The organism is Enterococcus gilvus ATCC BAA-350 (assembly GCF_000407545.1).
Classification (GTDB): domain Bacteria; phylum Bacillota; class Bacilli; order Lactobacillales; family Enterococcaceae; genus Enterococcus_A; species Enterococcus_A gilvus.
This window is the reverse complement of the sequence record NZ_ASWH01000001.1, coordinates 481047-495779: the sequence shown is the minus strand read 5'-3', so window position 1 is coordinate 495779 and position 14733 is coordinate 481047. Positions and strand designations below refer to the sequence as shown.

General features: G+C 42.0%; 10 protein-coding genes. All 10 read right to left on the bottom strand.

Features of this window, described 5'->3' with window-relative positions; genetic code table 11:
* Window positions 1–43: 43 nt before the first annotated feature.
* The gene (gene bglX / locus I592_RS02295) at window positions 44–2263 is read right to left on the bottom strand and encodes a beta-glucosidase BglX (protein ID WP_010781842.1); all 2220 of its coding nucleotides are present in this window, start codon (window positions 2261–2263) and stop codon (window positions 44–46) included.
* On the bottom strand, window positions 2263–3540 hold the full coding sequence (locus I592_RS02290) for a PTS sugar transporter subunit IIC (protein ID WP_010781843.1): 1278 nt from the start codon (window positions 3538–3540) through the stop codon (window positions 2263–2265). The genes bglX and I592_RS02290 overlap by 1 nt, the downstream gene beginning before the upstream one ends.
* A 96-nt stretch (window positions 3541–3636) precedes the next feature.
* Complete coding sequence (locus tag I592_RS02285) at window positions 3637–4470, bottom strand: AraC family transcriptional regulator (RefSeq protein WP_010781844.1); 834 nt, start codon at window positions 4468–4470, stop codon at window positions 3637–3639.
* 142 nt (window positions 4471–4612) lie between these two features.
* A complete protein-coding gene (locus I592_RS02280) occupies window positions 4613–5584 on the bottom strand; it encodes a diaminopimelate dehydrogenase (protein WP_010781845.1) in 972 nt (323 codons plus the stop codon).
* Between the two features lie 205 nt (window positions 5585–5789).
* Window positions 5790–7238 (bottom strand): peptidoglycan DD-metalloendopeptidase family protein, encoded by a 1449-nt coding sequence (locus tag I592_RS02275; RefSeq protein ID WP_010781846.1) that lies wholly within the window; start codon window positions 7236–7238, stop codon window positions 5790–5792.
* Window positions 7239–7493: 255 nt separating this feature from the next.
* Window positions 7494–8861 (bottom strand): glutamate decarboxylase, encoded by a 1368-nt coding sequence (gad, locus tag I592_RS02270; protein WP_010781847.1) that lies wholly within the window; start codon window positions 8859–8861, stop codon window positions 7494–7496.
* Between the two features lie 27 nt (window positions 8862–8888).
* The gene (locus tag I592_RS02265) at window positions 8889–9869 is read right to left on the bottom strand and encodes a choloylglycine hydrolase family protein (protein ID WP_010781848.1); all 981 of its coding nucleotides are present in this window, start codon (window positions 9867–9869) and stop codon (window positions 8889–8891) included.
* Between the two features lie 210 nt (window positions 9870–10079).
* Window positions 10080–10640: a DUF308 domain-containing protein gene (locus I592_RS02260; RefSeq protein ID WP_010781849.1), complete on the bottom strand. Its 561-nt coding sequence runs from the start codon at window positions 10638–10640 to the stop codon at window positions 10080–10082.
* The gene (locus tag I592_RS02255; RefSeq protein ID WP_010781850.1) at window positions 10637–13126 is read right to left on the bottom strand and encodes a YhgE/Pip domain-containing protein; all 2490 of its coding nucleotides are present in this window, start codon (window positions 13124–13126) and stop codon (window positions 10637–10639) included. Before I592_RS02255 ends, I592_RS02260 begins: the two co-directional genes overlap by 4 nt.
* Window positions 13123–14544 carry an amino acid permease gene (locus I592_RS02250; protein WP_010781851.1) on the bottom strand — a complete coding sequence of 474 codons (1422 nt, stop codon included), beginning with the start codon at window positions 14542–14544 and terminating at the stop codon, window positions 13123–13125. The genes I592_RS02255 and I592_RS02250 overlap by 4 nt, the downstream gene beginning before the upstream one ends.
* Window positions 14545–14733: the final 189 nt, after the last annotated feature.

Below are 14733 nucleotides of genomic sequence, written 5' to 3'. Positions count from 1 at the left end.
TCGAAAAAAAGACGACCACATCTGCGTGATCGTCTTTCCACATTTAAAGCAATTCAAAGGCGGCTTGCACTGTGTCGGCAGAATTTCTACCAACGAATACGAGAAACTCTCCAGCCTCGGTGCCAAACTGCATGTCCTTCATATAGTAGTAAAGGTCGCTGCGTTGAAGTGTAAACGTGACGACTTTTTCTTCTTTTGGACGCAACGCTACTTTTTGATAATCCTTTAATTCTTTGACTGGTCGAACGACAGAGCCTGTGACGTCTTGAACATAGAGCTGCACTGTTTCCAACCGCTCATACTCGGAAGTGTTCTTCAGCTTGATAGAAATGCTCAGCTTTTCTGTCATTTGAGTGGTGCTCAAGGTTAATTCCTCATAGCTCACCGTTCCATAGCTCAACCCAAAACCAAACGGGAACAGCGGTGAATTGGGGCTGTCTAAATATTTCGTAACGAACCGCCCGCGATGGGTGCTGCTGTTTAAAGGGCGTCCTGTTTTGAATTCATTGTAATACATTGGCAATTGACCGACGTTTTCCGGAAAGCCCATGCTTAATCTGCCGGAGGGATTGGCCTTTCCGAAGAGAATGTCCACTAATGCATTCCCGCCTTCTGTTCCTGGGAACCAAGCCTGAATGATCGCATCCATTTGTTCAACTTCCTTCGTGAGGGTCAATGGCCGTCCGCTGATCGCAACCAAAATATTCTTTTTGCCCAACGCTGTCATTTTTTCGATAAATTCTTTTTGGATTGCTGGTAGAGAAATGTCCGTGCGGCTCCCAGCCTCTCCGCTTTGCATCGTGTGCTCGCCCATCGCATAAATAATGATATCCGCTTGTCTGCCCGCTTCGAGTGCTTTGTTCAAAGCAGCTTCCTTCTCGCTTTCGGTCATGCCTAATGAGTGGATCTGCTCTTTCGTTGCTCCAAACTCACCTAAAAATTGGTAATCCGCTAAAAGGTCACAGCCTTTCTCGAAGGCGAATGTCTCCTGTGTAAGTTCCTTTTCCAGCGCTGCCTTGATCGACACCACGTCTGTACTTTTCCCGTGGACTGCCCACAAACCGATCAGGTCCTGCTCATCACCATAAGGACCCACTAATAAAATGGTCTCTTTATTCGGTGTCAACGGAAGCAGCTCTTCTTTATTTTGCAATAAAACGATGGCTTCCTGCGCAACTTTCCGCGCTAATGCCCTATTTTCTTCAGTCAATAACGTGTCTTGTTCTTTCTGGACCGTACTGCCGCGGTAAGGATCTTCAAACAAGCCTAAATCATTTTTCAATTTTAGAACGCGCCACACTGCATCATTTACCAATCCAGGATCAAGAGTACCCTCTTTGACGAGAGGCGCTAACTCATTGGCGTAACAGCCAGTCTTCATGTCAATATCATTTGTAGCCTGCATCGCCAACAAGGTCGCTTCCCGTTCGTCTCTTGCTACACCGTGGGCGATCAATTCTTGAACTGCCGCGTAATCAGAGATGATCACACCGTCAAAGCCCCATTCTTCCCGCAAGAGTTCCTTCAATAAAAATTCATTTCCTGTTACAGGCACACCATCATAGGTATTGAAAGAGGTCATGACCATTTTTGCGCCAGCATCGACGGCTGATTTGTACCCGCTCAGATACTCCTGCCGCAACCGGCGCTCACTCATATCGACCGTATTGTATTCACGACCCGCTTCAGCTGCGCCATAAGCAGCAAAATGCTTCACACATGAGGCGATCCCTTCGAAGTCTCCACCGTATTCCTGCTGCAAGCCCCGCACCATCGCTGCTGAGAAATCAGCGTTCAACTGCGGATCTTCTCCCGTGGACTCTAGGCATCGCCCCCAACGAGCGTCTCGAACTAAATCAACCATTGGCGCATAGGTTACGTGGGCACCTGCCGAACGGGATTCCCGTGCGATGACCCCGTACGCCTCTTCGATGAGGGCCGGATTCCACGTCGCGCCTAGCCCCAATGGAATTGGAAAAATCGTTCGATACCCGTAGATGATGTCTGCCATGAAGAGCAACGGAATCTGATGGCGGCTATTTTTTAAATACTTTTCTTGAATGTCTCGTGTTGTTTCCGCGCCTGTCACGTTCAAGACGGAACCGACAACGTCAATCGTTTCTTGCGTGATCCCCAGCTTCTTCTTCGGTCCCACAGCCAATTCTTCACTGTGGAAAAAGTCCCCGGATAGCTGAACCAATTGACCAACTTTTTCAGTCCATGTCAATGAATCAAGCAATGTTCTCAATTTTGCTTCTTGCATTACTCCTTCACTCCTTCAGCCGCTTGCTCTTCTCTGTAGGTCCGCAGATCCAATCGTTTGAACCACGGATACCATAATACTGGCGACAGCACTAATTGAATAAACAGCTGCAATAAGATGATGGAGATACTTCCCTCCACCGCCGCGTGGAATCCGAGCGGCAGTCCAAAGATCGCTTGGACCCCTATGAATTTCGCCACGATCCCCAATTTGGTCAATACATAGGCGAGGATCAAGGCAATCGTATTGTTTGTTATGAAGGGAAAGGCCAGGTCAAAGTTCAAGACTAACGGTGTCCCGAAAATCACAGGCTCCGTGATTCCAAACAAGGCCGGAACGACAGAAATTTTCCCGACTTGCCGGTATTGCTTACTTTTAGCCCGCAGCATCAGCAAGACCAACCCTAATCCTAGTCCGCTCCACGTAATAATGTTGAAAAACGCAAGACCAACAATATTCGGCGGGGTCAAACCTGCCTGAACAGCGTTGAGGTTTTCCACGTCCATCGCCAGCCACAAAGGCGTCACTAACGGCATAATGACATTGGTTCCGTGGATACCGAAAAACCACAAGACTTGTTGCAAGAGACTCAATAAAATCATCGCCGCGATGGAGCCGCCGACACCCTTCAACGGTTCTTGGATGATGCTGTAAACAAATTGATGCATACTGCCAAACGAAGTCAAACTAAAGGATAAATCAACAAGTGCAAATAATAGGCCAATCAAAATCGTCGGGATCAATGCTTCAAATGTTTTAGTCACCATTGGCGGCACCCCTGCGGGCATTTTGATCGTCCAGCCACGATGCTTGATCGCTAAGTACAGACGGGCACTGACCAGTCCGACGATCAACGCTGAGAACACGCCCTGCGCTCCTAGCCAGTTTGTTGGAATCCCCATTGAGTCATCCGCCATTTTTCCTAAAGGAGTAATGATCAGAAAGCTCAGCAATGAGATCACAGAGGCCGAGATCGGGTCTTCGTCCTCATCCAATTTCTTCACCAAATGATAGGCGATCAGCACCGCGATATACACCGCTAATGCCCCAAGGGTCATCGTGTTTACTTTGGTAAGCAGCTCAGTCAGCTTATTCAGCTTGGCTAATGCAGGAACCATCCCCATCAAGACGACGATCAAGACCGACATCGAACCGATAAATAGCGGACCCAAGGTGGCCATCATGGCACCCGATACAGCTTGCAGATAGGGATTCGCTCCCAACTTATCAAACCATGGATTCATTTTATTAAATAGATTGGTTATTTTTTCTTTCACAGTTGTTCCTCCTCATCAAACGTTTGTTATAACGCTTTCATTATAGAATCCTTCCATCCGTTCAGTCGTTCCGCATTTTTACGACAAAGTGGAAATTTAATTACTTTTTTTAAGAAATTGCTTACGAAATTTTTGCGGCGACAGCCCAAACTTATTGCGGAAAACATTGTAAAAGGTTTTGTTGGTAGCGAAGCCATTGTTCAACCCGATTTCCAGAATCGTTTTATCTGTATCACGCATTTCTTTGTATGCCGCATCTAACCGGACAGAGTTGAGGTATTCGGTAAATGTGATCCCCATGAATTTTTTGTAGAAGCGCGAAAAATAGGAGGGATTGTAGTTAAAAATCGCCGCCACCTCCTCGATCATCAGATTCTGGGTATAATGCTCTTGGATATACTGATTCACCATTTTCATTTTTTCCAAATACTTAAAGGACTTGATCTCATAAATGCCCGTACTGGAAAATGTATTACTTTCGCAAAGAATCGCGAAGAGCTCGTACACCTTGGCCTTAACAGAGAGATGGGCCACCAACTCTTCAGAAGAAAAATGCTGATAAATGAACAACAAGCACGCCAATGCCTCTGAATAATGCTGATCTGGAATAGCTTTAAATAGAAACTTCTTCCAATACTGCTCCTCTGTCACTTGCTGTACGTAATCCAGTGGCAGTTGAATCACCAGACACTCGCCCAAAACAGGGCTTCTCGTCGAATGGACGTGATTGGAATTAATAATGATAAATTCCTGCGCCTTCAAGTGATAGGTCTCGCCAGCAAAAATGACCTCTAATTCACCAGAAAAACAAAAAAGCAGCTCTAAGCTATCGTGCCAATGCGGCGGGATCAGGCGATCCGATGATTTTGAATGGAAGGAAAAAATTTTATAGGAATAATTATCTGTAGGAGAGATTTTTTCATACTTCATACAGGGACCCTCGCTTTCTGTATTTTCTTACTTGTAACGTACCCAATCCGCTAAAATGATGCAAAAGAAAAACTCAAGGAAGAACCGCTTGGCTTTTCCTTGAGTCTCTTATTTTAATTGACTGTGTAAAGATTTCAACACCCTACAGCAATTCTTTTCGCAGTGTCGCGTCCTCTACAGAAGAAAGATACTTCGGCGGGATATCAAAGACCGTGAACGCGCCAAATTGCTCTTCCTTAGCGAATCGAGCGCACGCTCTGGCGTAGGCAACGAGGACGCTGGCGGTAAATTCAGGGTTGCTTTCTAATTGCAGATTGTATTCGATCACCTGCTTGGTCTGCTCATGAGTGATGCCTGTCCGCAGCACCGTTCCGCCATGAGGCATCGCCTGGTGGTCTCGGGCCAAGTCTTCTGCTGAAATAAAATGAACGATCGTGTCGTATTCATCGAAGTAATTCGGCATCGTCACGATCTCTTCTTTGATCGCCGCTTCCTCCGCACCGTCTGCTAAAACGACGAAGCACTCTCGTAAATGCTTGTCTCTTGTCGTCAGCTCCAGCGTTTCCCCCGCCTTCAAGCGTTCGATCACTTCATTTTTCGGAATCGTGTATTGGATCGCATCGGCGACACCGTTGATTCTTCTCAATGCATCCGAGTGGCCTTGGCTGACGCCCTTGCCCCAAAACGTATATGTCTCGCCTTTCGGTAAAATACTTTCAGCGTATAGTCGGTTCAAGCTGAATAAGCCGGGGTCCCAGCCGGTAGAAATGATCGAAACCGTTTGATTCTCCTTTGCCGCCTGATCGACGTTGGCAAAATGCTCTGGGATCTTAGCATGGGTATCGAAGCTGTCGATCGTATTGAAGTCTTTCGTCAACGACGGTGTTTGCACTGGCAGATCTGTCGCTGATCCTCCGCACAAGATACAGACATCGATCTTTCCCTTTTGCTGCTCCAGCTCCGCTAAGGCATAGGCAGGTGCGCCCTCTGTGTGTACGGTACTGGGGTCTCTTCTCGAATAGATCCCCACTAACTCCATGTCTGCGTTCTGCTGCAATGCCCGTTCCACACCACGGCCTAAATTTCCATATCCGACAATCGCCACTTTGATCATTTAGATTCCTCCTATTTTCCTTTGTATGAGAATTATACAATAAAAACAGCGAGAAAATTAAAATACCCTCATTTAATTTTAAGTCGTTGGTTCATACTAATCGATTCAAAGACTGATTTTTATTTATACAATAGAAAAAGTGGTCACTCTGTCACAAAATGAGTCCAGTGATCAACTTTAATCAGGAAAAGGATTGTTATTGACATTAAAATATGATGCTGGCTGGGTCAACCAACTGATCTTGCGACAGACTGTTGTCACGACAAATTTCCAAGTGCAAATGAGCTCCTGAACTGTTTCCTGTTGAACCTACGTATCCAATTAACTGCCCTTGCTTCACTTGATCGCCTGCATGTACGACGTATTCTTGTTGATGGGCATACAATGAGGTCATTCCATCTTCGTGCTGGATGACTACATGGTTTCCCCAAGAAGGATGAAATTCGGCTTTGACTACTGTTCCTGCTTTGCTTGCATGAATAGGTTCTCCTTGAGCAGCTGCCATGTCTAGGCCGCGATGGAACTCCCCACCACGTATACCAAAAGGACTAGAAATGCTGTAGTTTGCCACTGGTACTGCATACCCTGAAGCATTGACTGCACCTGTTGGCGGTCCTTGAATTTCTTTGTCGTATTCTGTCAATTTATATGTTTCAATCAAACCATTTAATTTTTGATCGTATTGTGTATCTGTTGCGTATCTACCAGTCAAGTATGCTGTTGCCTCTTGATAAGTCGGAGCCTTACTTTTCCATACACCTTCGTAATAATTGCTATTACCAGAAATTCCTTCACTCAATAGATCAGCATAATCATTAAGACTCTCTTCATAATTTTCGTATACGCGAAATCCAGCTTCAGTTGAATAAAGTGCACCATTTCCTGCATCTTCTTGCGTCGACAAGGCGACGGTCTTTCCTTTATGAGATCCTTTGATTCCAAAAAGATTGTAATTCGGTGCCTGAGCGAGACTGCTCTGACCACTCGCAGATTCTAACACCGCTTGGGCGATCATGACGGAAGCATACAGATCTCTTTCTTTTCCGATTTTTCTCGAGGATTCCCCAATTTTTCGAATGAAGCTTTCCACCGATTCATTTTTTTCAAAGTGAATACTGCCATTTTTTTGAATCGAACCAGATGGAACGACTCTTTCTAGATCCGCTGTAGCCTGACTATCGACGGGACTTTCTGTCAATGTCTCAGACTCCTCTTGAGGTGGGATTGCAGTAGGAGCTGAGGGTTCATTTTTTGGATTTTCACTGCTTGTCGTTGTCCCATTATTGGATTGAGAGGTACTAGTTGAATGATCATTACTAGTCGATGTTGTTGACTCCTGGCTGCTTTCTGAACTAGATACTTCTTTATCTGAAGTCACAGTACTCGTCTCAGAGGTTGTGCTGCTCCCTGAGTTTGTTGAACTTGTAGAACTACTTTCGGTAGTGGTCGTACTCTCAGAAGTCTCGCTGCTAGATGTTTCAGTGGGCTGTTTATCCTCCGAATCATCTTCATCCTCGCCTTTGTCTCTTGACGTTTTTTCTTGTTTGATTGTTTCTTTCGTTCCTTGCTCATTTGCAAGTATGGTAAGTGGTGTCGCCATCAGTGTCTGCAGTGAGACCAATGACACCAATAGCACTTTAGGGAATTTCTTCAATGAATAAATCTTCCTTTCCTATATGTATTCGATCGTCCTGAAGGTGTCCCTTCATCTCTGAACCTTGATGTTACTTTTATCAACGTTACGCATATTGATGGTTGAGATACACGGTCTTTTTATTCCTGTTTCCTTTAGAAAGCTTCTCCTGTCAGCGTCTAAAGATAAATTAACCGTATCCCACTATCAACCTAGATCCGTTGGAACATCAAGGCTCAAAAAGGGATGATCCTTGTCTTTGATTACTAGATGGTATTAGTGAGTGAATCCTTGGACTTGCTTTTTATTGGCATGCATCGTGACATTCGCACTTTCCAATTCCTCAATCGCGGTTTGGATGTCTCTGATCAACGATTCCGCCATATTCATTCCAAAATCTCCGCGGCAAACAAATCGTTGAATAACCACATTTTCTAAGTCTTCTAGTAAAGGATATGCAGGAACTTGCCACCCTTTCATTTGTAACCGGTCCGCTAGATCATATAGATTCCATGTAACATTCGCATCTTCTTTTAATCGGTAGCAAATGATCGGAATATTGTCGCCATTATTATAGATTTCGAATAGATTCGTTTTTTCAATTTCTTCTGCAACCTTCATAGCGACCATGCGTGTTCTTGAGTGGATGCCCTTATATCCATTGAACCCATAGCGATAAAAGTTATAGTACTGTCCGATAATTTGACTGGCACTGCGAGAAAAGTTGATCGCCATTGTTGGCATCGTCCCGCCCAAATAGCTGACATTAAAAATCATTTTTTCCGGCAAGTATTTGCGATCCTTCCAAACAATCCAGCCAATTCCAGGATATACCAATCCATACTTATGACCTGATGTATTGATTGAAACAACATTTTTCAAGCGGAAATCCCACTCTAACTCTGGGAAAACAAAAGGAGTAAATAATCCACCACTCGCCGCATCAACATGGATACCTAATTCACGTCCTGTTTCTTGATTAAATTGCTCCACCTTTTCATCCAACGCTTGAATATCATCGTATTTTCCAGTATAAGTAATTCCTAAAATACCGACGACACCAATCGTATAATCATCCACGTAATTCATTACTTCATTGACGTTGATGCTCATATGTTCTTCATCCATAGGAACAGTTCGCATATCAATATCCCAGTAAACACAGAACTTTTCCCAGCAGACTTGATAACCTGAAAAGATCACTAAGTTGGGGCGTTGTTTATTTAGATCGACACCACGTTCTAATGCTTCTTCCCGCCATTTGAAATTCATTGCCATACCGCCTAGCATACAGGCTTCACTGGAACCCACGGTTGAAGTCCCAATCATCTTATCCATATCAGGTGCGTTCCATAAGTCAGCAACTATATTTACACAAGCTTGCTCGATTTCTGCGGTACAAGAATACTCAGATTTATCGATAGCGTTCTTTTCAAAGGTTTCTGCCATTAACGCTGTGGCTTCTGGTTCCATGTATGTTTGACAGAATGTCGCCATATTTTGACGCGCGTTTCCTTCATCGATCAGTTGATCTTTAATCAGTTGGTAGGCAAATTTAGGATCAATAGGCTCCTGATTCATTTTTTCTATAATGACATTCTCACAGGCTGCTTTTGATCCGAATAATGGTAATGCATTGTTCATTTTTCTTTCCTCCTAAGGTCGAATCCTTTATTTATATACAGGTGTTTTATCAATTTCAAAGATTTTTACTTCTCGTTGTTCCAAAAGCTCCTCTGTGATGGTTACTCTTGTAATGCCGTTAGTTGCGTAATCATTAAAATAAACCGTTCGACTTTCATTGCACATCATGCTAATGAATTGAGAATAATCTTGCTCACCGGTGCTTTTAACAACCACCCCTTTTGGAATACTTACCGTCGCTAGTATATGCAGGGCATTCATGACGCCCTCATTTTCATCAGCTGCTTTCTCAATAAATTGTTTGAAGAAAGTTGCTCGGACAAAACGTTCTGGCGGTGTGTAGCCACCAGGCAATCCAGAAGTTCCTGTTCCTTGAGAAAAAGCTGTCGCTTCGTAGCCGTCATAATTGATTGGATCAAATTGTTCAGGACGAACATTTAAATAATTTCTCAGATTTTCTAAATGCCATTCCAATTGTGGTGTATTCGTCATGACTTCTACAGGATCTTCCTTGAATCTTAATTTTTTCTCTGTCGGTTCAATGACAACAGATTTTCCAGATTTATCTGTAATGATCCAATGAAGTGGCGTTACAAATCCTAGCATTGGTACAGGTCGTTCTACTAAATTAATTGAATCTAACGTCTCACCCAACTCTTCAATAGAAGAAATATTTCCTAATACCCACATAATAAATTCATGGGGACAAAAATTAAGACTACCTGATTCTGCCTCTTTTTGATAAAGTGGTTCCCCGGGTAAATATAGCTCTGCAATAGAAATACCTGCTTCATTCACTCCGTCGCAAACGAAGTAATCTTTCCCTAAGTTTGACCCCGTTCCTAAAAATCCCAGTTCATTGTTCCATTGTTTATTATCCGCACCAGAAACCCAGTTATGTTCTCGGGGAATATAGATTGGTTTTGCGTCCAATGGGTATGAAAAATCCATGGTTCTCGCTAAAATATGTTTATTGTCTTCTGTTCTCATAAAAATACTTGTACACATAATAAAATCTCCTTTTCGCTTTCCTTTACTACATTTCTTATTCTAGTGCATGATAATTGCTGCGAATGAGCATATATTGTCGTATTATGCGTCAGAAAATTTTCAGAAATAGAACACTTGTAGATTTCTATCTCTAAAAAACGATATTCTTTACTTATTTACAGATCTATAAAACAAAACAAGCCGCTACAAACGACTTGTTTTGTTTTTCTATTTCACTGAATGAAGATTATCCACATTGATTACTCCACCGATCAACTTGGTAAATCCGAAGAGTAAAAAGTAGTTTCCGATCAAAGAAGGAACATTGATCATTAAGGAACCTTCCCCTACCAATAGAAGCAAGCCCATCATACAGCCAATAAGGTCAACGACTAGTGACACATAGTAATAGGGTATCGCGATCGATTTTGCCAAATCCAATAAGAAAAAGGAAATCACCGAATCCCCTATGAACCAAAAACCGAATAAAATGGACAACATGGTTAGATCTAATGACGTATAAACCACTAGGATCAATCCGATCATTATATCCACGAAGCCTATTGCAAGTGCTGAATACTGACTTTTATGGGTCCTCATAGAGATCTTGGTTCGATTCATTATTTCAAAAAATCCCTTTATCAATGAAAATGCACCGAATAGTCGAACGGATTCAACGATGGTATCTTCTGTGTAATGCATTGCCAACAAGGCCATGATCAAATAGATACCACCCGTCAGAATTTGCAAAAAACGATAAGATTCAAAAAATTGTTTTATATTTTTCATTTCTTCTCTTCCTCATTTTTTTCTTTCTTGATATTCGCGTCAATCTGCGAGGATAGACGCTGATGATCATCCACTTCTAAAGCCATCAATTTTTGATTGTCATTCAACAAGGAGACATCTCTCAAATGATTTTTCTGTAAATAAAACATTGAGATACGTAACAAACTAACAAAGAGAACCATCAGCACAAGCAAGATCGTATAGCTTTTATTCACAAGACCATTGCTTATTCCACCTGCAATGGCTTCTCTAAAGGCATAAAGAGAATAAGACATTGGCAAGAAAGGATGGATCAATTGGAAAAACTTCCCTTGGGTTTGAATTGGGAATGTTCCAGCGGCACCTCCGAGTTGTAACACCAGCAGGATCATTGCAGCAAATCGTCCTGGATTATCGAAAGTCATTGCTAAAAACATCACGATCGACATATAACACCAAGCGGTGATTAGCGCGGTTAGATAAAGCAGCCCTAAATTATAAACTGGCAATCCTAACAAGATCATCGTCGTCACTTGGATAATGGCCATCAAACTCGACACGACAAAGCCCAAGCTGACTTTACTTAACCACCAATCCAAGCTAGATTGACCATCCATTGATGATTTACGAATCGGATAGACAAAGTTAAACAGCATACAGCCAACAAAAAGCGCTAGAGACATGATATACGGCGCTAAAGCCTCGCCATAATTTTTGACCTTGCTATATTGATCGTTTTTCAATCCCGTTGGATCAACAAATTGATCAATCGTCTTATGGGTTACTTTTACACTTTTTGCTTTATCTACGCCCGAATCCAAGCCATTGGCTAATTCCCCTGCCCCAGCTTGTAACTGCTTGATCCCCGATACTAGTTCAGGAGACTTGCTGTTCAGTTCGTCTAACCCATCTTCTAATTGGTCAGAACCTGCATTCAACTGGTCAACACCGCTGCTAAGTTCAGGTAATTTCCCTTGTAATTGATTCAATCCACCAGTCAATTGCTCACTGCCTGACGCTAATTTATGAACGCCCGCAACAGCTGTTGGAATGTCTTCTGCCGTATGATTCAACACGGCACTTAACTGATTCAACTGATTGACTATACTTTGAGCGCTTTCTGATGCTGGGACGACACCTAGGGCCATTTCAATTTGCTGATTCCCTTTTTTAAATTCTGAGAATGTCACTTGTACGTTTTGCGTATTCTTAGCCATGCTTCCTGAAATATTGCTTACTTCATTAGCTTGTTGCGCTAAAACCAAAGTGATATTCGACAGTTCTTCTAAATTCTTATTAATATCATTGATCTTATTTGTAATCCTCTGATTCAAATTAGCCATATCACTGTCAACAGCCGCGTTCAGATTTTTTATCAACTCCGATTTTAAACGCTCCGATAGTTCTTCATTTTTTTGAATAATGTCGCTGATTTTACTATTGATCGATTGATTAGCAGCATCAAACTCATCTGTCAACGCCAGTAATTTACGAGAAATCTCAGTATTTTTTTGATCCAATTGTGAAGAATCCATTGAGATAGACGCTAATTCGTTGGCATTGACAATCAATTCATTTAGTTGAGAATCTAATGCCTCAATTTGTTTCGATAACTGCACTCTGATCTCTGGATTCAAATTATTCTCAAAATTTTGCAACGACTCTGCCATTAATCTTGCCGCTACAGACAAGGATTCAACACCAGCATCCGCCTCTGTGATTTTGGCTTGGTTAGAGTTGATTGCTGCATCGATTCCGCCTAAAGCGTTGCTTAACTCTTTCGATCCAGCATCTAATTGAGAGACACCGGAAGACAATGGTCCGACAAATGCGGCTAATTGCGCAGTTCCTCCTGCTAATTTTTTAGAACCGTCATCTGCTTGTGAAACCCCATTTGTATAGGCGTTGATCCCATTGGCAAGTTGTCCACTGCCAGAATACAGTTCATTCGATCCATCTGCTGCTTGATTCAATGCTCCAACCATTTTACCTGCTGCAGTATCCACTGCACTGGCATATGCTTGTACTACCTGATTACGAACCTTCATCTCTAATTCTGTGGCCGCGACTTGAGAGATTTCCTTACCAATATAATTATAAGAATCATTTGTTGTATACGTAATCTCCATCTTCTTAGGATCAGCATCGATCACACTAGCAGCAGATTTTGAAAAGTCCTTCGGGATAGTGATAATCATATAATAATCTAATTCTTTAAGTCCCTTCATTGCTTGCTTTTCAGAGACAAATTTCCAATCTAACTCTTTGTCTTTTTTTAAGTTATCAATAACTTGATCACCGACGTTTACTTTTTGCCCCATCAGTTCAACACTTTCATCTTCATTGACGACAGCGACGGGAAAGTTTTTTATCCCACCATAGGGGTCCCACAACGACTTATCAAAGATCGAAGTATAGATAATCGGGATAAAAGTAATCGCAATAACAGAGATCAAGAGAATCTTATTTTTTAATAAATTTTTGAATTCATTTTTTACCATTTTCATTCGAGTGACACGCCTTTCTCTTCGTTTCTTTTCTTATTCGGCACTGAGTAAAAGCGGTAAAAAACAAATGGCATTGCTACTGTCACAACAAACCCAATGCTTAAACTCATTAAATACACATGACTATCCGACTCTGCGATCGTTGTAGGCACAATAAATGCTGTACAGACGGCTGCAACTGATATCACTAACCCTATCCCTCCAATCAATGCTTTACAAAACGTGTTCCCTGGTATACTAAACTCTCTTTTTAACTCCTTATGTTTCAATAAGACAACGAAATATGAAACAAAGAATAAAATATACGCACTCAAATAAATCAATACAGTCAACGAGATAGCGGTTTGAAATCCGACATTCCCACCAGAGCTGCTGGCACCAAAAGTCAGTAATGCTGCCCAGACACTCACCACGATAGCTTGAATGATAAGAATTCTTACAGGAACATCGTTGCTATTCTTTTGACCTAGTTTCTTCGGCAATAAATTTTTTGTTGCAGCAAATTGCAATCCTTCTGTCGGACTGACGATCCAAGAGCTTACTTGAGCCAATATCCCAAAAGAGATTAAGAAGCCGATAAGTTTAACACCCCATCCAACATGACCAGAGGAAACCAATCTCGTTGCAGTATCCATAACACCTTCATCAGAGGAAATTGTCCCACTCAAAACCATGGATACAATACTTCCGCCGATCGTACTCATTAGAATTCCGACGACTACAAGCAACATCAGTAATTTGGGATAACTATTTTTTGCATCTTCTAGATCTGAAAAATGAGAGGCCGACGCTTCCACCCCCATATATGCCAAAACAAAAGAAGTCAATGCACCAATATTTTTTCCTTTGGGTATGAAGGACGAGTCCGTGAAATTAGTTGAGATGGCATGCCCCGTCATAAAATACTTGATCGTCAATAGTAAAAGAACGATTACTGGTAAGACAATCCCTATGCTAAAACCATACTTCGCTAACTTCGCAGTTGTTTCTGTTCCCTTCAATTGCAACAAAGTCAGTAACCAAAAAATACCGATGACTGTTAAAAATTTAAACAAAGGATCTTCATTGATTGCTGGAATTTTCAAGATATACGCCAATGTACCAACAATGAAGTAGATCATGGTCACAAACCCGACCGTTACCTGAAACCATTGAAAAAACAATGCTGCAAAGCCATATTTTTCTCCTAATGGCTTCCCTACCCAACTATAGATCCCGCCTTCTTGATACCCTTCGGCCGTAGCCAATTCTGCAGAGCATAAAGCGACAGGTAAAAACCAGCCTAAGCCGCACAATAAGAGAAAAAAGATTAACGCTTTTCCTGTACTTGCAAAGGTAGGGTACTCATAAACTGTTATAAAAAGTGATGCTGTCATCGAAAAAAAAGCAAATTTCGACATTTTACGTGACTTATTCATTTTCTGTATCCTTTCAAAAATCTTTTTTATAAAATCATGGTGATTCGCATAGTATATGTAGAAATTTTTTATATTTCACTCTTAATCTTTTCGCATTCATTAAATCTATTCATAAACAATCGTACCTATCGCACGATCGCCAAGTCCTTTCTGTTAGTCCCATCACCATTAAACGTTCAAGCAATGATC

Coding starts and splice junctions, on each gene's coding strand:
- bglX (WP_010781842.1), bottom strand. CDS start 2,263: ATGCAAGAAGCAAAATTGAGAACATTGCTTGATTCATTGACATGGACT.
- I592_RS02285 (WP_010781844.1), bottom strand. CDS start 4,470: ATGAAGTATGAAAAAATCTCTCCTACAGATAATTATTCCTATAAAATT.
- I592_RS02280 (WP_010781845.1), bottom strand. CDS start 5,584: ATGATCAAAGTGGCGATTGTCGGATATGGAAATTTAGGCCGTGGTGTG.
- gad (WP_010781847.1), bottom strand. CDS start 8,861: ATGAACAATGCATTACCATTATTCGGATCAAAAGCAGCCTGTGAGAAT.
- I592_RS02265 (WP_010781848.1), bottom strand. CDS start 9,869: ATGTGTACAAGTATTTTTATGAGAACAGAAGACAATAAACATATTTTA.
- I592_RS02260 (WP_010781849.1), bottom strand. CDS start 10,640: ATGAAAAATATAAAACAATTTTTTGAATCTTATCGTTTTTTGCAAATT.
- I592_RS02255 (WP_010781850.1), bottom strand. CDS start 13,126: ATGAAAATGGTAAAAAATGAATTCAAAAATTTATTAAAAAATAAGATT.
- I592_RS02250 (WP_010781851.1), bottom strand. CDS start 14,544: ATGAATAAGTCACGTAAAATGTCGAAATTTGCTTTTTTTTCGATGACA.